Source organism: Actinoplanes sp. NPDC024001 (genome assembly GCF_040638955.1).
GTDB lineage: Bacteria > Actinomycetota > Actinomycetes > Mycobacteriales > Micromonosporaceae > Actinoplanes.
Window position 1 is genome coordinate 17,908 of record NZ_JBEZZB010000075.1, and the last position, 21,855, is coordinate 39,762.

The 21,855-nt window shown below is 72.4% G+C and carries 19 protein-coding genes; 14 read left to right on the top strand and 5 right to left on the bottom strand.

The features are described from left to right. Positions 1-9: 9 nt before the first annotated feature. From AB0F81_RS27250 to AB0F81_RS27260, 3 genes are all read left to right on the top strand, one after another. The gene (locus AB0F81_RS27250; RefSeq protein ID WP_360201677.1) at positions 10-1,005 is read left to right on the top strand and encodes a beta family protein; all 996 of its coding nucleotides are present in this window, start codon (positions 10-12) and stop codon (positions 1,003-1,005) included. Between the two features lie 21 nt (positions 1,006-1,026). Continuing rightward, positions 1,027-1,872 carry a bifunctional DNA primase/polymerase gene (locus AB0F81_RS27255; protein WP_360201679.1) on the top strand — a complete coding sequence of 282 codons (846 nt, stop codon included), beginning with the start codon at positions 1,027-1,029 and terminating at the stop codon, positions 1,870-1,872. Positions 1,873-2,220: 348 nt separating this feature from the next. Beyond that, positions 2,221-4,005 carry a SpoIIE family protein phosphatase gene (locus AB0F81_RS27260; protein ID WP_360201680.1) on the top strand — a complete coding sequence of 595 codons (1,785 nt, stop codon included), beginning with the start codon at positions 2,221-2,223 and terminating at the stop codon, positions 4,003-4,005. Here the strand turns inward: AB0F81_RS27260 and AB0F81_RS27265 are convergent. Both AB0F81_RS27265 and AB0F81_RS27270 read right to left on the bottom strand, forming a co-directional pair. Continuing rightward, the gene (locus AB0F81_RS27265; protein WP_360201682.1) at positions 3,982-5,385 is read right to left on the bottom strand and encodes a hypothetical protein; all 1,404 of its coding nucleotides are present in this window, start codon (positions 5,383-5,385) and stop codon (positions 3,982-3,984) included. The two genes, AB0F81_RS27260 and AB0F81_RS27265, sit on opposite strands and share 24 nt — an antisense overlap. Then, a complete protein-coding gene (locus AB0F81_RS27270) occupies positions 5,382-6,431 on the bottom strand; it encodes a hypothetical protein (protein WP_360201683.1) in 1,050 nt (349 codons plus the stop codon). Before AB0F81_RS27270 ends, AB0F81_RS27265 begins: the two co-directional genes overlap by 4 nt. A 153-nt stretch (positions 6,432-6,584) precedes the next feature. Between AB0F81_RS27270 and AB0F81_RS27275 the strand changes: the two genes are divergently transcribed. Next, entirely contained in the window at positions 6,585-6,869 is a 285-nt protein-coding gene (locus AB0F81_RS27275; protein ID WP_360201685.1) for a DUF427 domain-containing protein, read from the top strand. Between the two features lie 19 nt (positions 6,870-6,888). Here the strand turns inward: AB0F81_RS27275 and AB0F81_RS27280 are convergent, their stop codons facing one another. Next, positions 6,889-7,221 carry a hypothetical protein gene (locus AB0F81_RS27280; RefSeq protein WP_360201687.1) on the bottom strand — a complete coding sequence of 111 codons (333 nt, stop codon included), beginning with the start codon at positions 7,219-7,221 and terminating at the stop codon, positions 6,889-6,891. 414 nt (positions 7,222-7,635) lie between these two features. Here AB0F81_RS27280 and fxsA point away from each other — a divergent pair, with 414 nt between their 5' ends. Genes fxsA through AB0F81_RS27295 form a run of 3 tightly spaced genes read left to right on the top strand, consistent with a single transcriptional unit; the run spans position 7,636 to position 11,016 of the window. Beyond that, the gene (gene fxsA, locus AB0F81_RS27285; RefSeq protein WP_360201688.1) at positions 7,636-7,824 is read left to right on the top strand and encodes an FxSxx-COOH cyclophane-containing RiPP peptide; all 189 of its coding nucleotides are present in this window, start codon (positions 7,636-7,638) and stop codon (positions 7,822-7,824) included. Positions 7,825-7,843: 19 nt separating this feature from the next. Continuing rightward, positions 7,844-9,307 (top strand): HEXXH motif-containing putative peptide modification protein, encoded by a 1,464-nt coding sequence (locus AB0F81_RS27290; RefSeq protein WP_360201690.1) that lies wholly within the window; start codon positions 7,844-7,846, stop codon positions 9,305-9,307. 47 nt (positions 9,308-9,354) lie between these two features. Then, positions 9,355-11,016 (top strand): bifunctional diguanylate cyclase/phosphodiesterase, encoded by a 1,662-nt coding sequence (locus tag AB0F81_RS27295; protein ID WP_360201691.1) that lies wholly within the window; start codon positions 9,355-9,357, stop codon positions 11,014-11,016. Here the strand turns inward: AB0F81_RS27295 and fxsT are convergent. After that, positions 11,011-13,434, bottom strand: a complete 2,424-nt coding sequence (gene fxsT / locus AB0F81_RS27300) for an FxSxx-COOH system tetratricopeptide repeat protein (protein ID WP_360201693.1) — start codon at positions 13,432-13,434, stop codon at positions 11,011-11,013. The genes AB0F81_RS27295 and fxsT overlap by 6 nt on opposite strands. A 108-nt stretch (positions 13,435-13,542) precedes the next feature. Here fxsT and AB0F81_RS27305 point away from each other — a divergent pair, with 108 nt between their 5' ends. Beyond that, positions 13,543-13,845, top strand: coding sequence for an STAS domain-containing protein (locus AB0F81_RS27305; RefSeq protein WP_360201694.1), 303 nt, complete (start codon positions 13,543-13,545; stop codon positions 13,843-13,845). 22 nt (positions 13,846-13,867) lie between these two features. Here the strand turns inward: AB0F81_RS27305 and AB0F81_RS27310 are convergent, their stop codons facing one another. Further along, positions 13,868-15,154: an MFS transporter gene (locus AB0F81_RS27310; RefSeq protein ID WP_360201696.1), complete on the bottom strand. Its 1,287-nt coding sequence runs from the start codon at positions 15,152-15,154 to the stop codon at positions 13,868-13,870. 53 nt (positions 15,155-15,207) lie between these two features. Here AB0F81_RS27310 and AB0F81_RS27315 point away from each other — a divergent pair, with 53 nt between their 5' ends. The 6 genes from AB0F81_RS27315 to AB0F81_RS27340 all read left to right on the top strand — a co-directional run bounded on the left by AB0F81_RS27315 (position 15,208) and on the right by AB0F81_RS27340 (position 21,853). Continuing rightward, positions 15,208-16,188: a helix-turn-helix domain-containing protein gene (locus tag AB0F81_RS27315; RefSeq protein ID WP_360201698.1), complete on the top strand. Its 981-nt coding sequence runs from the start codon at positions 15,208-15,210 to the stop codon at positions 16,186-16,188. Between the two features lie 71 nt (positions 16,189-16,259). After that, entirely contained in the window at positions 16,260-17,924 is a 1,665-nt protein-coding gene (locus AB0F81_RS27320; protein WP_360201699.1) for an ATPase, T2SS/T4P/T4SS family, read from the top strand. A gap of 83 nt (positions 17,925-18,007) precedes the next feature. Continuing rightward, positions 18,008-19,126, top strand: a complete 1,119-nt coding sequence (locus tag AB0F81_RS27325) for a type IV pilus twitching motility protein PilT (protein ID WP_360201700.1) — start codon at positions 18,008-18,010, stop codon at positions 19,124-19,126. A 4-nt stretch (positions 19,127-19,130) separates the two neighbouring features. Continuing rightward, positions 19,131-20,360 (top strand): type II secretion system F family protein, encoded by a 1,230-nt coding sequence (locus AB0F81_RS27330; RefSeq protein WP_360201702.1) that lies wholly within the window; start codon positions 19,131-19,133, stop codon positions 20,358-20,360. Positions 20,361-20,483: 123 nt separating this feature from the next. Further along, entirely contained in the window at positions 20,484-20,972 is a 489-nt protein-coding gene (locus AB0F81_RS27335; RefSeq protein WP_360201704.1) for a prepilin-type N-terminal cleavage/methylation domain-containing protein, read from the top strand. A gap of 98 nt (positions 20,973-21,070) precedes the next feature. After that, positions 21,071-21,853, top strand: a complete 783-nt coding sequence (locus AB0F81_RS27340) for a prepilin peptidase (protein ID WP_360201706.1) — start codon at positions 21,071-21,073, stop codon at positions 21,851-21,853. The last annotated feature ends 2 nt before the right edge of the window (positions 21,854-21,855 follow it).

Here is a 21,855-nt window from a genome sequence, read left to right on the forward strand (position 1 = left end):
TGTTGAACAATGGAGCGTGACCGGGTCTATCGCCCGATTCTGCGGCCGCGTCGCGGCGAGCTGGCCGCGCTGGCCCATCTGTCCGACGACGACGCCTGCCGGGTCGCACCCATCCTCGAGCTGGAGCCGGGCGACAGCGCTCTTCCGCTGCTCCGAGAGCTGCGGCCCCGTGCCGCCGCGATCGCGCTGGACTTCGGCAATCTGCCCGAGCCGAGGCCACTGTCGTTCGCCGAGCAGCTGACCAACCTCGGCATCGCGATGGTTCCGGTGCTCCGGCCGCACGAGAGCCGCCGACAGCTGGTCGCGCACGGGCTGGCGGCCCGCATGCACCTGCGGGGTGCGGTTCTCCGGTTCCAGCCGCACGCCGACGCCGGCAACCCGGCCGAGGCCAACGCCGTCGTCGATCGGGTGCTGGGCGCCACCGCGCTCGACCCGGACGAGATCGACCTGCTGATCGACCTGGCCGAGACGGCGTGCGCCGCGCACGCCGACGCCGTGGTGGAACGCGCCCGGCGGGTGATCCGCTGGGCGAAGAGCTCACCGTGGCGGTCGGTGAGCGTGGCGTCCGGCGCCATGCCACCGAACCTCGACGATCTGCCCACCGACCGCCCGGTGCCGGTGGGCCGGCTGGACGCCCGGGTCTGGGCACAGCTGCGCGAACCGGATCTGGAGTACGCCGACTACGGCGTGACGTCCCCGGTGCGGCGACACGGCGTGCAGCACCACCGGCAGCTGCCCACGCTGCGATACACCGCGGAGCAGGAGTGGTGGATCTACCGGTGGGCGCGGCGGGGCGGGCGCAGCGACGACCGATGCCACGACCTCTGCCGCACGCTGGTGGGGTCGCCGCAGTGGCCGGCGGACGGTGCCCGCTTCTCGTGGGGTGACGCCGAGATCGCCCGCCGGGCCCGCACCGCGCGGGGCGGCGGCAGCTCGGCGAGCTGGATCGCCTGGAGCACGTCACACCACATCTCGCATGTCCTGCGGACGCTGCCGGGACCGTAAAAGTGTCGTACGGTTGTTCTAATGTCGCTCACGGCTGCCCTCGCGTACGCCCGGCACGGCATCCCGGTCCTGCCGGTGCACACGCCTGACCAGGGTGGCGTTTGTTCCTGCGTCCGAGGAGCCCGATGCGACCGTCCCGGCAAACATCCCCGTCTCCGGCACGGGCTGACCGAGGCCACCACCGACCCCCGTCAGATCAGGCTCTGGTGGTTCCACTGGCCCCGGGCGAATGTCGGCCTGCGCACCGGCGTCGTGATGGATGTGGCCGACATCGACTCCGCGGAGGGCTGGCACGGGCTGCGCCACCTGCTCGGCGACGACGTGCCGCCCGGTCCGCAGGTGCGCACCGGCGGGGGCGGCCGCCACCTCTGGTTCCACCCCACCGGTTTCGGCAACCGGGTCGGCCTGCTGCCCGGTCTCGACTGGCGCGGCTCCGGCGGCTATGTGCTGGCGCCGCCGTCGAGGCACGCGACGGGGGCCGACTATGTCTGGCTGCGGCGCCCCACGGGCGGCCTGCCGGCCAGCCCGGCGCCGCTGCGGGCGCTGATCGAAGGCCCGCCGCCGGCTCTGCGGGACCATCCCGTCGCCCACCCCGATCGGTACGCGGAGGCAGCGCTCGACGCCGAGGCCGACCGAGTGGCCCGCGCCGTGGTGGGCACCCGCAACGACACGCTGAACCGGGCGGCGTTCGCTCTCGGCCGGTTCGTCGGGGCCGGGCTGCTGGACGCGGCGACCGTGCGCTGGGAACTGACGGCCGCGGCCCGCCATGCCGGGCTGGGCACTGCGGAGATCCGCGGCACGATCCGTTCCGGGTTGACCGCGGGCCGCCGCCAGCCCTTCGACCGCCTGCCACGCGACGCCGCATAGCCGCCGGCCACGGCCACGGCGACAAGCCGCTGGCGGCAAGGCTGCTGACCGCAGACGACAAGGCCGCAGGCGATAAGGCCGCAAGCGGCAGGTGGCAAGTGACAAGACCGCAGGCGGCAGGGCCGCAGGCGACAAGCTGTGGGAGGCAGGCTGTAAGGCCGCGGGCGGCACGCCGCTGACCGCCGAGCGGCCTTCGGGAACGGGGAGTGAGCCGAAACCGCAGGTCACCGCCGCAGGCACTGTGGACTAGGCCGTTCGGCCGGTCGGAAACGGATGATCGGTCACGCCGGCAGGTGACCGGCTCTCGCATCTCGCCGGTAACCTGGCGGACGAGGCGGCCAGGGGGCGATGGTGCTGCGAGGCGACGTGATCGGTGACACCGGCCGGGGCGTGCTCGCCGATCCCGCCCGCCTGCGGTCGGTGCGCCGCATCGCCGGCGGGCCGGTGCCGGACGAGGCGTTCGATCGGCTGGCCATGCTCGTGCGCAAGCTGGTGGACGCGCCGATGTGCGTGGTCTGCCTGGTCGACGAGGAGAAACAGTTCCTCGCCGGCCGGGCCGGGCCGGCCGGCACCGAGCGGGAGATGCCGCTGACCCACTCGTTCAGCCGGCACGTCGTGGTCGACGGTGAGCTGCTCGCCGTCCCGGACGTGCGGGTCGATCCGCGGATGCGGGACAACCCGGCGATCGAGGAGCGGGGCGCGATCGCCTACGCGGGCGCGCCGATCACCGACCCGGACGGGCTGGTCGTCGGGGCGCTGTGCGCGGTCGACACCGAGCCGCGGGTCTGGACGCCCAGCGAGGTGGCCCTGCTCAGCGAGCTGGCCGAGGCCTGCTCGTCGGAGGTGTGCCTGCGGATCGCGCGGGCCGCGGCCGAGGAGGCCCGGCAGGCCGCCGAGTCGGCGCATCAGCAGCTGGAGTTGTTCGCCGAGCTGACCGAGTCGCTGGCCGCGACGATGGATGTGGACGAGGCGATGCGCCGGCTCGGCCGGATCGTCACGGCCCGGCTGGCCGACTGGTGTGTGGTGGCGATCGCCGACGACCCGGCCGGTCCGGCGCGGGTGTCGGCCACGCACCGCGATCCGGCCCGGGCTGACGACATGGCCCGGCTGCCGGAGCTGACCACCCGGTCCCGGACCGATCTGCGGGCGATCCTGCTGGCCGTGCGCGGCAGCGAGCGCACCGTGCGGGCCGACCTGGCGAGCCGGGTGCACGACGTCGAGCTGGCCGAGATCACCGAGCGGGCCGGGTTCGGCTCGTCGCTGATCGTGCCGATCACGTCGCCGGTGCGGCGCCGGGTGCTCGGGGCGGTGCTGCTGGTGAACCAGCCCGAGCGGGCGGCGTTCACGACGGCGGAGGAGCGGACCGCCGCCGAGGTGGGGCGCCGGGCCGGGCTGGCGATCGAGAACAGCCGGCTCTACCGGGAGCAGCGGCACGTGGCCGAGGTGCTGCAGCACAGCCTGCTCACCGAGCTGCCCGTGATTCCCGGCATGGAGCTGCACGCCCGCTATCTGCCGGCGCAGGACGGCGCCGCGGTCGGCGGCGACTGGTATGACGCGTTCGTCCAGCCGGACGGCAGCGTCGTGGTCGCGGTCGGCGACGTGGCCGGGCACGACATCGAGGCCGCCGCCACCATGGGCCAGCTGCGCAATCTGGTGCGCGGGGATGCGTACGGCCGCGACGAGGACCCCGGCACCCTGCTCACCACCCTGGACCGGACGCTGCACGGCCTGCGGGTGCCGGCCGCCGCGACCGCCGTGCTGGCCCGGATCCGCAGGTCCCGGTCGGGGTTCGCGGTGAGTTTCGCCAACGCCGGCCACCCGCCGCCGCTGCTGCTCCTGCCGGACGGCCGGGTGCAGGTGTGGTGGGTGCCGCCGGAGCCGCTGCTCGGCCTGCCACCCCAGGGCCCACGGTCCACCGCGCACCGCTACGTGCCGCCCGGTTCCACCCTGCTGCTCTACACCGACGGCCTGGTGGAGGACCGGCGGCAGCTGCTCGACACCGGGGTGGAGCGGCTGTCCGCGGTGTTGCGGCAGTACGCCGGCCGGCCCGGCGACGAGTTGTGTTCCCGGCTGCTGCGGGTGGCGCCGACCCGCACCGACGACATCGCGTTACTGCTGGTCCGGCTCGGTTGACGGCGGCCCGCCGTGGGTCCACGGCGTGTCGGCCGGCTCCGGGAACGCGCCGCCGGGGCGGTACGCCTCGCTGAGCGTGGTCAGCACCAGCCGCTCCCCCACCGCGGGCACGCTGCGCGGTTCGGCGACCAGTTTGCGGCCCATCCCGCCGGAGAGTTCCAGCAGCACGTCACCGTCCGGGCTCACCGAGATGACCTTGGCTTTCTGCGCCGGCCGCGCCGGTGAGGTCAGTGAGGTGCCCGGCTCGACCCGGACCTCCTCGGTGGTGTGCACCATGATCCGTGGCCGCAGGACCGGCCGTTTGCCGCTGTCGTCGATCCGGTCCGGGTTGGCGAGGGTGACCGTGCCGGCGAAGGCCGCCCCGGCGAGCCGGTACTCGGCCAGCACCAGCGGGTCGTCGAAGGCGCGCTGCACCGCGTACCGGGCGGCGGCGCTCTCCAGGCGCTGGAGCCGGGCGGCCGCGGCCACCGCCCCGTCGCGGCGGGGCTGCGGTGCGCCACCCTCGGCCACGTGTTGCGCGAACGCCGTGTAGGCGTCCCGGTCGGAGTCCCATCGGGAGGCCACCCGTTCTCCGGCCGGCAGGCGCCGCAGCAGGTCGAGCACCCGCCACATCCGTTCCCAGGTGGGCAGCAGCAGGTCCCGCAGCACGTCCGGGAGTTCCGGAGCGGACCGTTCGATGAGTGGTGCCAGCACCCGGTTGTCGAAGTCCGGGTCGGTGGCCGGGCCGGCGACCGGGCCTTTCTCGGCTTCCCGGGCCGCTTCCGCGCCGGATTCGATCCAGGCCAGCTGGGCGCCGAGCTGGGCGTCCTCGGCGGCGCTCTGCCCGGTCGCCCAGTGCAGCCCGAGCGCCTGCACCGCGTTGAGCAGCAGGCACGACCCGGGCATCTCGGCGGTGTTGGCGAAGAACGTCAGCCAGCGGCCGAGCAGTGGCACGCCGGCCGGCACCGGGTAATCGCCGTCGGTGGTGCGGAACCGGGTGGACCGGCCGAGCAGCCGGAGGAAGTCGACACCGGCCGGGTTCGGCACCCACAGCTGCGGCGCGTCCCGATATCGCTGGCGCACGTCCCGGCCGCGGTCCACCGGCACGTCCTCGGTCTCGGTGGCGAACGAGTCCAGGTACGGCACGACCTGCTCGGCCAGCGCGGCGAAGAAGGCGAACCGGTCGTCGCGGTTGCGCGGCTGGGTCACGACCAGCAGGTGCGGATCGGAGCGGCCGGTGCCGACCATCGCGGCCAGCGGGGCGTTCGCCTCCCCGGCCATCGCGAGCGGGATCAGCACCAGCGGGTGCTCGTGCACGTGCAGGTGCCGGACCGTGGCGATCGGCTGGGCGCGGCCGGAAACCACCGCCTGGGCTCGCGCCAGCGCGGTGAGGGTGCTCAAGACAGGGCCTCGGCCCGCAATCGCAGGGCGTTGCGCAGCAGGGCGGCCGCCTCGGTCTGCTCCTCGGTCGGCTGCCGGCTGCCGTCGGCCAGGGCCAGCACCTCGTCGACGGTGTCGACGCCGCCGAGCGCTTCCCGGACGGTCCGGCCCAGCGCCGCGGTGCTGCCGGCCGCCTCGTCCCGGCAGTAGACCGAGAGCTCGCAGGCGGACAGGCACTCCGGCGCGTACCGCGGCTGGATGTGACCGAGGGCGACGGTCAGTTCCTCGGCCGGCAACGTCAGGTCGAAGCTGATCCCGGCCGGGAGGGCGTCGATCAGCGAGGACACCGAGGCGAGCCGGGACAGCTGGCGGCGCAGGGTGGACAGCTGCTTGCGGACGTCCAGCCGCACCGCGACCGGGCTGAGCGAGAAGTTCTCCGGGCAGACCAGCACCACCTCGTGGTCGACCAGCGAGGGGTCCTGGCCCAGGCTCTCCAGCAGCGAGCGCAGGGCGAGCACGTAGACGGCCGCCTGCACGGCGGCGGCGGAGACCTTGGCGCTGTCCGCCTGCCCGTCCACGATCGCGAACGATTTGATCTCGACCACCTGCAGGCGGCCCCGATGCGCGTACGCGATCAGGTCGGGCTCCAGGTAGACCGTCTGCCCGGCCACGTCGAGCGTGAGCAGCGGGTGGTCGATCAACGCGGCTTCGGCGCCGGCCAGCAGTGTGACCGTACGGTCGTGCCGGGCCCCGAGAGTGTCGTCGGAGTCGGCCCCCAGGTCCTGATAACTCTCCGAGGCCGCACCGAGCACCGACCGCAGCAGCGCGCAGTCGTCGGCCTTGAGCATCGCCTCGAACGCGTTGCCCCGGGAGAGCGCGAAACGGGACTGCCCGAAGCTGCCCGGGAAGCCGACCCGCTCGGCGAGCTTGACCTTGTCGATCCCGGCCGCGTCGAGCACCGCGCGGCGGTCGCAGCCCGGGTTGCCGGTCAGCGCGGCGATCGTGCGCGCGTTGTGCCGTTTGGCCCGCCCGGGGCCACGCAGCTGGTCGAGCCGGTTGCTCTGCATGGAAGCCGTTCTCGTGGGGGAAGCGAAAACCACTGTAGATCTTCATACAGCCTCGAGCCAGTGCGCCGGGGCTACTGTCCGCGTTTCACCCACGAGAGGTGAATAAAGCGCACGTATCAGACACAAACGCCGCAGCGCGCTACGTTCGAAGGCATGCCGAAGGCCATCTGGAACGACGAAGTGATCGCCGAAAGCGACGACACGGTGATTGTCGAGGGCAACACCTACTTCCCCCGCACGAGTGTGCGCGACGACGTCCTCGTGCCGTCCGAGACGCACACCGTCTGCCCCTGGAAAGGCAAGGCGTCCTATTACTCGCTGCGCGCCGACGGGCACACCGCCGCGGACGCCGCCTGGTACTACCCCGACCCGAAGCCGGACGCCTCCGCGGTGCGCGACCGGGTCGCCTTCCGCAGAGACGTCCGCGTCGAAGCCTGATCACCAGCTGGGGGCCCGCTCACGTGATGCGCGGGTGGGCCTCCTCGATCGCACCGACCTCCAGGTAGTCCAGCATGTCCTGCTGCTCGCTCGGGTCGAGGGCGCGGAACGCCGCGTACGCCTCCTCGCGCGCGGCCGCCGTCTCGGCCGCCAGCAGCGCGATGATCGCCGACCAGGCCAGCGACACCCGGTCGAACAGCCGGGCCCGGCGCAGTGACGGCAACCGGGACAGCATGCCGACCTTGGTGACCGCGTCGTCGTCGGTCGACAGCCGGTCGCAGAGCTCGAAGAGCGCCTTCCCCCGGTACGGATGCTCGGCCTCGACCATGCGGGCCAGCTCCGTGTTGCTCATCCGGTCCACCGGCGGCGCCGGACCGCGCCGCGGCAGTGAGGGACTCGGTTCACCGTGCACGACTGTCCCGCCCGCTCTCGTAACCGTTGCCCGGCGCCTGGTGTGGCAGCGTGGGAGTGTTCTGGAAGGTCGGGAACGGCGGCGCGGGCATCACCGGCTCATCCGGCTCCTCCCCCGCTCCGGCCGTCACGGCCACCGAGGCCTCCATCACGCCGTCACCGGCGCCTGGCTCTCCACCCAGCACTATTTGCCCTCCGTTACCGACTTGCGGCGGTCAAGTCCCATCAGATCACGCCTACGCAACTGTGTGCGAACACCCACCGTCGAGACTCCCGCCGGTCACCCGACCCGACGACCGCCGTAACCTGCAGGCAACGCATCGACCGATACCGTGCCGGCACTGGAGGGGGTCCCGTGGACGCAGGCCACGACGGTGTGGAGAAGCCGACGGAGTGGCGATCCGTGATGATCGATCTTGCCGACGCCTCCCTCGCTGAACTCGTGGACCGCGACGACTCGACCCTGTCCCGCGCCCTGCGCCGGCTCACCGACGACCTGACCCGGCCCGGCGAACCGATCGCCGGGTTCAACTCCGCGGTCTGACCGCCCGGAGCCGCCCCTGATGTCCCCGCGTACCTTCCGGCTCACCGACAGCGCCCTCGCCGCACTCGGCGCCGGCCGTCCCGACGCCGACACGCTCGGCACACTGCGCCGGGCCCAGCTCAGCCGCCACCTGCTGCTGCTTCGCGAGATCCGGCGCGCGCAGCCCGAGGCCCCGGCCTGGTTCGCGCGGCTCACCGCCGCGGACCCCGACGAGGCCCGCCGGCTGATCGCCGACCCGATGACCGGCCTGTGGGCCGCGCACACCCTGCGCGACGGCGCGAGCGCCGACGGACCCCGGCCCGGTGGTCACTCTCTGCACACCACCTGCGCTGATCTCACTCTGACCGTACGGGTGGACGACGCCGATCCGCTGCGCCACCTGCTCGGCCTCACTCCGGCCGGCCCGCTCTCCGGCAGCGAGCTCGCCCACTGGCAGCGCTGCCTGGACGACGCCTGGCGCATCCTGGTGACCCGCCACCGCCCCGCGGCGGAGACGATGGCCGCCGTCCTTCGGGTGATCGTCCCGGTGCGCCCCGATCCCGCAGCCGAGGGGATCAGCGCCACCTCGGCCGAAGCCTTCGGCGCGGTGGCCATGTCCCCACCCGCGGACGGCACCGCGCTGGCCGTGGGCCTGCTGCACGAGGTCCAGCACAGCGTCCTCAACGCCGTCCATCAGCTCTTCGACCTGGTCCAGCCCGGCGGGGCCCCCGGTTACTCCCCGTGGCGCGACGATCCGCGCCCGCCTCTCGGCATCCTCCACGGCGCCTACGCCTACCTCGCCGTAACCCGCTTCTGGCGTGCCGAAGCCCCGGACGCCCGCGTGGCCGGCGCGGTGGGTGGGGTGGCGGGGTTCGAGTTCGCCAGGTGGCGGGAGGCGGTGATGGCGGCCGCTGAAGGGCTGCTCGCCGGCGGGCACCTGACGGCCGCCGGGACGCGGTTCGTGACCGCGCTCGCCGACGAGGCCCGGCCGTGGCTGGCGGACGCCGTCGAACCGGAGGTCGCGCGGCTCGCCGGGCTGGCCGGCGCCGACCACCGGGTGCGCTGGCGGCTGCGGAACCTGACCGTCGCGGCCGAGGACGTGGCCGCGCTCGCGGCGGCCTGGCGGGCGGGCCAGCCGCCGGTGCGGGTGCGGTCGGTGCCGACCGCGGCGCCGGGGCGGGCACTGGAGAACAGCCCCCGGGTGCGGCTGGCGCGGACGCTGGCCAGGGGGGACGCGGGACGGGGTGAGAGTGACCCCGTGCTCACGCCCGGCGGTCGCGCTGCGGCCGCGGATCGTGCCTGCTTGCGCGGGGAGCACGGGGCCGCGGAGAACGCGTACGAGGAATGTCTTGATCGTGATCGTGGGGATGATCGGGCCTGGAGCGGTCTTGCCCTGGTCTCGCCGCACCGGGCGGTGCGTGAGCGGCCCGAGGTGGTGAAAGCGCTGGCGAGCGCGCTGCCGGAGGCAGAGATCGGCGTGCTCGCCGATTGGCTGGCCGGATAACTCATCTGGCTTCGCGCGGGACCGATGTGTCTCGCCGGAGGTGGATCGTGGGTCGCAACGCTCTGTTGGACCGGGTACGGCTCGGTGTCGAAGACGCCGCTGTGCTCGCGTCGCTGGTCCTGCTGGCCTGGCCGGTGGCTGACGCCGGGCACCCGGGTGGGATGCCCGGCCGGATCGTGCCGCTGCTCGCGGCGCTCTGTCTCGGCCTCGCGGTGCTGATGTCCGACGGCCGGCCGATGCTGCGCCATGTGGTGACCGGGGCGGCGCTCGGCGCCGCCGGCATCCGGCACCTCAACGGTGACCTGTCACCGGTCGCGACCTGGCTGGTGATGCTGGTGGCGGCCGCGGTGCTGGTCCGCCAGGCGCTCGGCGACCGGCCCGACGTGGACCTGAGCCGCCAGCAGGTGCTGCTGGCCCAGCAGGTGTTCCGCGACCCGCTGACCGGGCTCGGCAACCGGAAGATGTTCGTCGAGTACGCCGAAGAGGTGCTCGACGAGCCGAGCCGCACCCACACCGCGGTCATCCTGGTGAACCTGGACGGCTTCAAGCACGTCAACGACCACTTCGGGCACATCGTCGGCGACGACCTGCTGCGCGCCGCGGCCGACCGGCTCGCGGTGAACGTGCGCGCCAACGACACCGTGGCCCGGCTCGACAGCGACGAGTTCGCGGTGCTGCTGCCCGGCCTGGAGGACGAGCAGGCGGCGCTGGCCGTCGCCGAGCGGGTGCTGACCGAGCTGCACCGACCGCTGGAGGTGGCCGGCGTGCCGGTGACCATCCGGGCCCGGGCCGGTGTCGCGGTCGCCAAGACCGGCGAGGTGCTCGACCACGTCCTGCGCCGGGCCGACCAGGCGCTGCTGCGGGCGAAGGTGGAGGGCGGCGGTGTCGCCCGCCGGTTCGACCCGGAGCTGTTCGCCGCCGCCGAGCAGCGCCGCCTCGCCGAGGCCGACCTGCTGCGCGGCATCGAGGCCGGCGAGTTCGAGGTGCACTACCAGCCGATCGTCGACCTGGACGGCGGCCACACGGTCGGCGTCGAGGCGCTGGTCCGCTGGCAGCACCCGGAACGCGGCCTGGTCCCGCCGGCGGTCTTCCTCGACCTGGCCGAGTCGCTCGGGCTGCTCCCGCGCCTCGGCGGCTGGGTGCTCGAGGAGGCCTGCCGCCAGGCGATCGACTGGCAGAACCGGTTCCCCGGTTTCGAGCTCAACGTCAACCTGTCCGCCTCCCAGCTGGGCAACCCGAAGCTGATCGACGAGGTGCGCACGATCCTGGAGCGCACCGGCCTGCCCCCGCAGGACCTGGTGCTGGAGCTGACCGAGTCGGTGGCGCTCACCGACCTGGTCGAGTCGGCCCGGGTGCTGAGCGCGCTCAAGTCGCTCGGGGTGCGGATCGCCCTGGACGACTTCGGCACCGGCTTCTCCTCGCTGAGCCACCTCAGCAGCCTGCCGGTCGACGTGATCAAGATCGACCGCTCGTTCGTGCAGGCGATGCCGGAGAGCGGCGACGCATCGGTGGCCGAGGCGGTCATGCACATCGCCCGCACCTTCAACCTGTCACCGGTCGCCGAGGGCATCGAGAACGCCGAGCAGGCGTCCCGGCTGCGGGAGCTGGCCTGCGGCCGGGCCCAGGGTTACCACTTCGCCCGGCCGATGCCGGCCGGCAGCGTGACCGAACTGCTCGACAAGCAGGGGGTGCCGATCCGGGCGCTATAGCGGCGGGAGATCGATATCGGTCTCCAGCCGCAGACCGGCGGCGGTCGTCCGGAACACCGGATGGCCGTCGCCGAACGCTTTGGCCAGGGCGGTCAGGGCCTGCTGCCGGGCGGTCTCGTCGCCGTCGGCGAGAGCGAGGTTCCACGCGCAGGCCACCGTGTCCGGATGGTCCAGGCCGCGCACGGCCCGGGACCGGCGCAGCGTGTCCGCGGCGAGTTCCCGGCTCTTCTGCACCTCGCCCGCCGCGGCGAGATCGGCGGCCAGCCCGTTGGCGCAGCTCAGCGCGAACGGGTGGTCGGCGCCGACGCTGCGCCGCAGGCCGCTGAGCACCTCCTCGTCGATGGTGCGGGCCTCGGCGTACCGGCCGGCGGCGCGGACCACCCCGGCCAGGCCGGCCGACGCGGCTAGCGTGAACGGGTGCTCGTCGCCGAGCACCGCGTGGTAGCGGATGACGGCTCGTTCCAGCAGCTCGTGCGCGTCGTCCAGGGCACCGTCGGCGCGGGCGCAGTTGGCCAGCGACACCGCCGAGGCGAGCGTGTCGACGCTGAGGTCACCGAACTTCTGCCGGCAGGCCGCCAGGTTCGCCTCGGCGAGTTCCCGGGCCTGCGGTTCGCCGCGGCGCCGGGCGGCCATCGCGGCGAACCGGCCGGCCCACAGCGCGAACGGGTGGTCGGCCGGCACCTTCTCGATGTGCGTGGCGGTCAGCAGCGCGGCCGCACCGGCGTAGTCGCCGAGCCCGAACAGGTCGTAGGCCAGACCGGTGCGCGACGACAGCGTCTCCGGATGCCCCGGCACGAAGATCGCCTGCCGGTGCCGCAGCACCTGCTCGTCGAGCGCCCGGGCGCCCCGGAAGTCGCCCAGCAGCCGCAGGTCGGCGGCGAGGTTGTTGGCGCACCGCAGGGCGGTCGGGAAACTCTCGCCGAACAGCCGTCGATAGCGCACCAGGTTGTCCGCGTCGAGCTGCCGGGCCTGCCCGAAGTGCCCCTGCATCCGCAGGTCACCGCCGACGCTGTTGGCGGTCGCCAGGGTCGCCTCGTCGTCGGCGCCGAAAACCTCGCGCTGGGTGCGCAGGGTCTGCAGGTTCAGGTTGCGGGCGTCGACCGTACGCCCGACCGCCCGCAACGCGTTGGCCAGGTGGAACGCGGCGAGCAGGGTCTGCTCGGCGGATTCACCGAGCGCGTCGCGCCAGCGGGCCACCGCGGAGGCGGCCAGATCCCGGCTGGAGTCGTAGTCGCCGCGGGCGAAGTGGTACCGGATGCAGTTGATCACCAGCTGCCGGATCTCCTCGGCGTCGCCGCCGAGCAGGTCGGAGTGGATCAGGTGCGGGGCCAGCTCGGCGTAGCGGTACCAGCCGGCCGGGTTGTCCGGGTCACCGGGATCGGCGGCGGCCAGCATGCCCCGCACGGTCCGCAGCAGCGCCGCGTGCCGCTCGGAGCTGAGCTCCTGGCCGAACATCCCGCGCACCAGCGGGTGCACGGTCAGCTGTTCGCCGGCCGGGTCCAGCTCGGCCAGCCCGTACCGGCTGATCCGGCGCATCGCCGCGCGCAGCCGCCGCTCGACCCGCACGGTCCGGGCCAGGTCCGCGTCGAGCGGGAGGGTGCGCGCCGCCCACAGCAGCCGCCACGAGATCGGCGCGCTGGCCAGGAAGGTGCAGAGTTCCAGCAGCACCCGGTCGGCCGGGGCGGCGGTGCCGAGCGCCTCGGCGGCCAGGCCCCAGGCGACCCGGATCGGGGTGGGGAAGGCCAGCTCGGCGGCGCGCTGCTCGTAGCGCTCCAGGTAGTCGCTGACCGAACAGCCGACCGCGTCGCGGACCGCGGCGGCCAGGTCGAGCGCCATCGGCACGTCGTCGAGCCGCTCGGCGAGCCGGTCCGCGTCCGCCGTGGAGAGATCGCCGGAGCGCCCGCGGAGCAGGTCCACGCTGTCCGCCCGGTCGAAGACCGGCACCGGCAGGGCCTGCGCCACCTCGGCGGTCCAGCGCGGGTTGCGGCTGGTCACCAGCACGTGCCCGGCCCCGCTCGGCAGGTACGGCATGATGTCCTCGGGCCGGTTGGCGTTCTCGAAGACGACCAGCCAGTTCCGGTACGGCTCGCCCCGGCTCAGCGCGTCCCGGACCGCGCCGAGCGTCCGGTTGAGGTCGCGCGCCTCGGGCACGCCCAGTTCGTGGGCCAGCCCGGCGAGCGCGGCCCGCATCCCGGCGTTCTGCTCCGCCGGAATCCACCAGACCAGGTCGTACGACTCAGCATGGCGGTAGGCATACTCAACGGCGAGTTGGGTACGTCCGGTACCACCGAGCTGGTGGTCCGGGCTCGGTAGCAGCACCACTGGACCGTTGCCCAGCATCCCGCGCACCCGGGTCAGTAGGTTCTCCCGACCCACGAAGCGGGGGTTGCGCGGCGGCAGACCGCCACGGATCGGCACACTGTGCTCCTCACGTGTTGGTGATGCCGATTACCGTACGTGGAAGCCCCGCCAACGCAAAGCGGGCACGCGCCCGAGACGGAAGGTCCCCCCGTGGCCGATGAGAGCGTGACGAGTTTGGATACCACCGACGGCACGACGACCGTGTCGTTGCAGGGCGAAATCGACATTCTCACCGTGGAACAGGTGCGGGTGGTTCTGGGCGAGGCGGTCGCCGCCGGCCCCGAGCGGATCGTGGTGGACATGGCCGAGGTGTCGTTCATCGACTCCACCGGCCTGGGCGCGTTGATCTCCGGTTTTCAGCGGGCCCGGGACCGGGGCATCCCGTTCCGGCTGGCCCGGCCCAGCCACAACGTGCGGCAGATCCTGGTGCTGAGCGGACTGCTGGAGGTCGTCGAGCTCACCGGCTGAGTCGAGCTCACCGGCTGAGCGGTCACCGGCCGGTCGGCACCGCCAGGCCGATGCCCGGGGCGACCGGCTTGAGGCGCTTGCCGGCGAAGAGCATCAGGCTCAGGATCGAGGCGAGGATCGCCAGCGCGCCGGCGCCGTACCAGGCGAACGTGTACTCGCCGAGCCGGTCGCGGACCAGGCCGGCGGCGGTGGCGGCGACGGCCGCGCCGAACTGGTGCGAGGCGAAGACCCAGCCGAAGACCACCGCGCCACGCTCACCGAAGTACTCCCGGCACAGCGTGACGGTCGGCGGCACGGTGGCCACCCAGTCCAGGCCGTAGAAGAGGATGAAGACCAGCATGCTCGGATGCGCGGTGGCGGCGAACAGCGACGGCAGGACCAGCAGGGAGAGCCCGCGCAGCGCGTAGTAGGCGCCGAGCAGGATCCGGCTGTCCACCCGGTCGGTCAGCCAGCCGGACGCGATGGTGCCGGCGATGTCGAAGATCCCCACCAGGGCGAGCAGGCCCGCAGCCGTGGTCTGCGGCATCCCGTGGTCGTGCGCGGCCGGGATGAAATGGGTCCCGACCAGGCCGTTCGTCGTCGCCCCACAGATCGCGAAGCCGCCGGCGAGCAGCCAGAACGGCCGGGTGCGCGCGGCGTCGCGCAGCGCGCTCAGGGCGTTGCGCGCCGCGCCTCCGGCCGGCTTCGCCGGCCTCTCCGCGGCGATCGTGCCCCCGAAAGCAGTCACCCCCAGGTCCGCCGGGTGGTCACGCAGGCGCCACCAGATCAGGGGTACGACGGCCAGCGCCGCCACGGACACGGTGAGGGCGGCCGTGCGCCACCCGTGCGACTGGGTGAGCTGCGCCAGCACCGGCAGGAAGATCAGGTTGCCGGTCGCGCCGCCGGCCGTGAGCACCCCGGTGACCAGGCCCCGGTGCCGCACGAACCAGCGCCCGGTGATGGTGGCGACGAAGCCCAGCGCGAGCGAGCCGGTGCCGAGGCCGACCAGCACGCCCCAGCAGAGCATCAGCTGCCAGCTCTGGCTCATCCACAGGGTCAGCCCGGAGCCGGCCGAGACCAGCAGCAGCGCGCCCATCGCGACCCGGCGGATGCCGAACTTGTCCATCAGCGCCGCGGCGAACGGCGCGGTCAGACCGTAGAGCAGCAGGTTCACCGAGACGGCGGCCGAGATCGTGCCCAGTGACCAGCCGAACTCCTCGTTCAGCGGCTGGATCAGCACGGACGGGGTGGCCCGGAAGCCGGCCGCGCCGATCAGGGCGACGAAGGCGGCGACGGCCACGAACCAGGCGGGATGGATGCGCGACTTCACGTGCTTGATTCTGATCAGCCCGGGCCGGACGGGCGAGTGGCCGGGAGGCCATCATGCGCAAGAATCAGGCCATGCCTCCACGTCATCGCATCGTTCTGCTCGCTCTCGACGCGGTGGTCCCGTTCGACCTGGGTGTGCCGCCGCAGGTGTTCGGCGCGGCCCGCGACGCCGACCGCAACCGCCTCTACGACCTGCGCGTCTGCGGTCCCGGCCCGATCCGCACCGAGGCCGGTTTCACGGTCGTCCCCGATCACGGGCTGGAGGCCCTCGCCACGGCCGACACCGTCCTCGTGCCCGGCATCCACGCCGGTGGCCCGGTCACCGATGGAACGCTCACCCCGGAGGTCGGGGCCGCGCTGCGTGCCGCCGCGGCCCGGGGCGCCCGGATCGTGTCGATCTGCACCGGCGCCTCGGTGCTGGCCGCGGCCGGCCTGCTGGACGGGCGCCCGGCGGCCACCCACTGGGCCTGGGCCCGCCGGATCGGCGGGCTCTACCCGCAGGTCAGGTGGGACTTCGACGTGCTGTTCGTGGACGACGGCGACGTGCTGACCTCGGCCGGGGTGGGTGCCGGGGTGGACCTCTGCCTGCACATCATCCGCGCCGACCACGGCGCCGACGTGGCGAACCGGGCGGCCCGGCGGTGCGTCGTGCCGCCCTGGCGCGACGGCGGGCAGGCGCAGTACATCGAGCGGCCGGTGCCGGCCGCCGACGGCGCCGGCACCGAGCCGACCCGGGCCTGGGTGCTGCGACGGCTCGCCGAGCCGGTCACCCTGGAGGAGATGGCCGGGCACGCCCGGATGAGCGTACGGACGTTCACCCGCCGGTTCCGTGACGAGACCGGGCTCAGCCCGCGGCAGTGGTTGCTCCGCCAGCGCGTCGAGCACGCCCGGATCCTGCTGGAGTCGACCGACCTCGCGGTCGAGGCGGTGGCCCGCCGCGCCGGGCTGGGCAGTGCCACCGCGCTGCGACAGCACCTGCACGCGACGATCGGGGTGGCCCCCTCGGCCTATCGCCGAACCTTCCGCCACTCCTAACCCGCTCAGCTCGCGGGTGAAATGTCCGATGGGGTGGGTGTATACCCTGTCCGGCCGCGCCTGAGGACCCCATGGATCAGACCTTCCGCCCGCTGCTTGACGCCCTGAAGCAGATCGGCGTCGACCCGCGCGCGGTCGACGCGGCGGCCGAGGAGGCGCAGCGCAGCGGCCGGCCGGTGCGGGCGGTTCTGATCAACGACCAGGTCGTCACCGAGGAGCAGTTGACCGAGGCGGCCGCCAAGGCGTTCGGCATCAACACGCTGGACCTGGTGGGATACACCCCGGACCCGATCGCGCTCAAGCGCATCCCGCTGCCGGTGGTGCTCCGGCACCGGGTGCTCGGCCTGGCGATCAACGACGGCGAGCTGGTGGTCGGCGTGACCGACCCGGCCGACGTGGTGGCGCTCGACGACGTGCGCGCGGCGACCGGCATGACCATCCGCCCGGTGGTGGTGGCCCGCAGCGAGGTCCGCCGGATCATCGAACGCCTCCAGCGCGAGGGCGCGGACCTCGGCGAGATCGCCGACACCGCGGACGACGCGACCGGCATGGCCGCCCAGGCGACCAGCACCGAGGACGCCCCGATCGTCCGGTACGTGAACAGCCTGATCGAGCAGGCCGTCATGAACCGCGCCTCCGACCTGCACCTGGAGCCGACCGAGGACGACATGCGGGTGCGGTACCGGATCGACGGCGTGCTGCACGAGGTGGACGTGGTGCCGCGCGGCGTGATGGCGGCGCTCACCTCCCGCATCAAGATCATGTCGGGCGTCGACATCACCGAGAAGCGGATCCCGCAGAACGGCCGGATCACCGCGATGGTCCGGGACCGCTCGATCGACCTGCGGACCGCCACCCTGCCGACGGTCTGGGGCGAGAAGATCGTGCTCCGCGTCCTGGACACCGGCGGCATCGACCTGGACCTGGCGAAACTCGGCTTCACCCAGCACAACCTGGAGCGCTTCAGCGCCTCGTTCAGCAAGCCGCACGGGATGGTGCTGGTCACCGGCCCGACCGGGTCCGGCAAGTCGACCACGCTCTACGCCACCCTCGGCAAGATCAGCCGGCCGGAGGTCAACGTGATCACGGTCGAGGACCCGGTCGAGTACCGGCTGCGCGGCATCAACCAGGTGCAGGTCAACGCGAAGGCGGGGCTGACGTTCGCGGCGGTGCTGCCGGCGATCCTGCGTACCGACCCGGACGTGGTGCTGATCGGTGAGATCCGCGACGGCAACACCGCCCAGATCGCGGTCGAGGCCGCGCTCACCGGCCACCTGCTGCTCTCCACGCTGCACACCAACGACGCGCCCGGCGCGGTGACCCGGCTCACCGAGATGGGCATCGAACCGTTCCTGGTCGGCTCGTCCCTGGACTGCGTGCTCGCCCAGCGGCTCGCCCGGCGCATCTGCGACTGGTGCAAGGAGGCCTACGCGCCGACCGAGGAGGAAGTGCTCGGCGCCCGCTGGCCGCTGGAGGACCTGGCCTTCCCGCAGGTGCTGTACCGGCCGGTCGGCTGCCGCAACTGCGCGAACACCGGGTACAAGGGCCGGATCGCGATCCACGAGGTGATGCCGGTGTCCCCCGAGATCGAATCGCTGACCATCCGCCGGGCCCCCGCCGGCGAGATCCGCGAGGTGGCGCTCGCCCAGGGCATGTACGACCTGCGCGCCGACGGCCTGGCAAAGGCCGCCGGTGGGCTCACCTCGATCCGCGAGGTGTCCCGAGTAGCTGTCTGACCGCACCGGAGCGGCTACTAAACCCGGTCCCCGCGGTGCCGATTCAACAGGCGTCGGAACGTGAGAGAGGGCCGGAACACCAGATGGACACGATCGAGCGCGAGGCACGGCAGTCGGCGGCGGGGTCCGCGGACGACCTGGACGTGCTCGACCAGCTGCTCATCACGCTGGTCGAATCCCGCGGCTCCGACCTGCACCTGACGGTCGGCTCCCCGCCGATGATGCGGGTGGACGGCTCGCTGCGCCCGGTCCCCGGGTACGGCAAGCTCAACGCCGCCGACACCGAGCTGCTCGCCCGCGCGGCGGTCACCCCGGCACAGTGGGAGACCTTCCTGGAAGTGCAGGAGATGGACTTCGCGCACAGCATCGTGGGCGTCTCCCGCTTCCGGGGCAACCTCTACCGGCAGCGAACCTCCTGCGGCGCGGTCTTCCGGGCCATCCCGCACAAGATCAAGCCGCTGGACGAGCTGGGCATGCCCGAGTCGGTGGCCCGCTTCGCCCACCTGCCGCGCGGCCTGGTGCTGGTCACCGGCCCGACCGGCTCCGGCAAGACCACCACCCTGGCCTCCCTGCTCGACCTGGCCAACCGCAGCCGCGCCGACCACATCATCACCATCGAGGACCCGATCGAGTTCCTCCACCCGCACAAGCGCAGCGTGGTGAACCAGCGGGAGGTCGGCGCCGACACCGAGAACTTCGCCAGCGCGCTCAAGCACGCGCTGCGGCAGGACCCGGACATCATCCTGGTCGGCGAGCTGCGTGACCTGGAGACCACCGCCACCGCGCTCACCGCCGCGGAGACCGGCCACCTGGTGCTGGCCACCCTGCACACGCAGAGCGCCACCCAGACGATCGACCGGGTCATCGACATCTTCCCCCCGCACCAGCAGCTGCAGATCCGCGCCCAGCTGGCCGCCAGCCTCCAGGGTGTGATCACCCAGGCGCTGGCGCCGAAGGCCGACGGCAAGGGACGTGTGGTGATCGCCGAGATCCTCAGCTGCACCCCGGCCATCCGCAGCCTGATCCGGGAGGGCAAGACGCACCAGATCCCGTCCTTCATGCAGGCCGGCGCCACCGAGGGCATGCTCGCCTTCGACCAGCACCTGGCCGAGAAGATCCGTGACGGGCTGGTCAGCATGCAGACCGCCCTGGAGATGTGCCACTCGGCCGAGGAGCTCAAGCGCCTCGTGGGACGGGAGTGATCCGGTGGCGACCACCAAGACTTTTCACTACGAGGCCATCGACGCCACCGGCAAGAAGGCCAAGGGGACCATCGAGGCCCCCACCGAGGCAGCCGCGACTCACATGCTGCGCCAGCGCGGCGAGGTGCCGCTCGGCGTCACCGAGGCCGGGCAGGGCCTTCAGCGCGACCTGAAGATCCCCGGGCTGGGCAATCGGCTCAAGCTCAAGGACCTCGCGGTCTTCGCCCGGCAGTTCGCCACGATGACCGCGTCCGGCATGTCGCTGCTGCGATCGCTGTCGATCCTGGAGGAGCAGACCTCGGCGCCGCCGCTGAAGAAGGCGATCGGCGAGGTACGCACCGACGTGGCGGGCGGAGGCGGGCTCTCTGCCTCGATGGCGAAACACGACCGGGTCTTCCCGCGCTTGATGATCGCCATGATCCGGGCCGGTGAGGCCGGCGGCATGATCGACAAGGCGCTCGAACAGATCGCCGACAGCCTGGAGAAGGACACCGCGCTCCGCGGCAAGATCAAGAGTGCGCTGACCTATCCGGCGATCGTGCTGGGCTTCACCTTCGTACTGATCGCGGCGATGTTGATCTTCATCGTCCCGGTCTTCGAGGGCATGTTCAAGAACCTCGGCGGCGAACTGCCGGCGATCACCCAGGTCCTGGTTACGACCAGCCACAACATGGGCTGGATCGGACCGCTGGTGATCGGGATTCTGGTTGCCGTCACCGTCACCTACAAACGGCAGCACCGCACCAGCGCCGAGTTCCGGCTGAAGGTGGACCAATTCAAGCTCCGCATGCCGGTCTTCGGTTCGCTCTTCCGCAAGCTCGCGATGAGCCGGTTCGCCCGCAACCTCGGCCTGCTGCTGAACGTCGGCGTGCCGGTCATGCAGGCACTCGCCGTGGTCGGCGAGACCACCGGCAACGAGGTCATCAACGCCGCGATGAAGGACGTCCAGGCCACCGTCCGTGACGGTCAGCCGATGTCCACGGCGCTGCGCCATCACAAGATCTTCCCGCAGATGGTCACCCAGATGATCGAAGTGGGTGAAGAAAGCGGCCAGATCAGTCAGATGCTCGACAAGGTTGCCGACTTCTACGACAGGGAAGTCGATTCCGCCGCCGAGTCCCTGGCCGCGTCGATCGAACCGATCATGGTGCTCGTGATGGGCGCTGTGGTCGGCGGCATGGTCGTCTGCCTCTACCTGCCGATGTTCACGATCTACCAGAACATCGGCGCCTGAGCTGACCCGGCGCGCAACGAAGCGCGTGCCGCACCCCCCGACCGCTCCCGACGGTCGGTTCGCACCACCGGGCACCCGAGCCCGTTCACCCCACCCTGAAAACGCCCCTGGAGGCACCCCACCATGCAGGACGCAATCAACCGTCTCCGCAACAAGAAGGACGACGAAGGCTTCACCCTGATCGAGCTCCTGGTCGTCGTGGTCATCATCGGCGTCCTGGTCGCGATCGCCGTCCCGGTCTACCTGAACTACCGCAAGGGTGCCGCTGACAAGTCGGCCCAGTCGGACGTGCGTGGCGCGATCAGCGCGATCGAGCAGTTCTACACCAGCAACAGCAACACCTACCCGGACAGCGCGAAGTCGGCCGACGACAAGGGCGCGGCGCTCAAGCTCACCTCGACCGACGTCACCACCCCGCAGGAGGGCACCATCACCGTCTCCGACGGCACCCTGCTGGGCTACAAGTTCGACAAGGCCAAGGGCACCTACCTGGTCTGCGCCCGCAACACCGGCGGCACCGACTCGAAGGCCTTCATCTACGACAGCGCGGCCGGCGGCTCGGTCGGCGAGAAGACCGGCACGCTGAACGTCGAGACCTGCGTCGTGTCCTGACGCGGTAGACGTCGAAACACCGAAGGGTGGTGGCGCCGTCGGCACCACCACCCTTCACCCGCACCGACCACCATCGACCGGCCCGAGGAGGATCGACCATGCCCCAGCCTCTGCTGCTCAGCTTCGTCGCCCTGCTCGGGCTGGCCATCGGCTCGTTCCTGAACGTCGTGATCCACCGGGTGCCCCGCGACGAGTCGCTGGTCAGCCCCGGGTCACACTGCCCGAACTGCGGCAACCCGGTCCGGGCCCGGCACAACGTGCCGGTGCTCGGCTGGCTGCTGCTGCGCGGCCGGTGCGCCGACTGCGGCACCCGGATCAGTGCCCGCTACCCGCTGGTCGAGGCCGGCACCGCGGTCCTGTTCGTGGCGGTGGCGGCCCGGTTCGGCTGGTCCTGGGAACTGCCCGCCTACCTCTACCTGGCCGCCGTCGCGATCGCGTTGGCTCTCATCGACCTCGACGTCATGCGGCTTCCCGACAAGATCGTCCTGCCCTCGTACGCGGTGGCGGCGGCTCTGCTCGTACCGGTCTCGCTGGCCGAGGGTGATCTGGCCGCGCCGCTGCGCGGCCTGCTGGCCGCCGCGCTGCTCTACGTGCTCTACCGCGTCCTGGCCGTCTGGGGCATGGGTGGCGGCGACGTGAAGCTCGCCCCGCTGCTCGGCTTCTACCTCGGCTGGCTCGGCTGGAGTGCGGTCGCCTTCGGCGCCTTCGCCGGCTTCGTGCTCGGCGGCGTCGTCGGCGCCGCGCTGCTCGCCCTGAAGCTGGCCAGCCGCAAGAGCCGGATCCCGTTCGGCCCCTACATGCTGGCCGGCGCCTTCCTCGCGGTCTTCGCCGCGGCACCGGTCGCCGACTGGTACACCACCCTGCTCATCCCCACCTCGTAAGG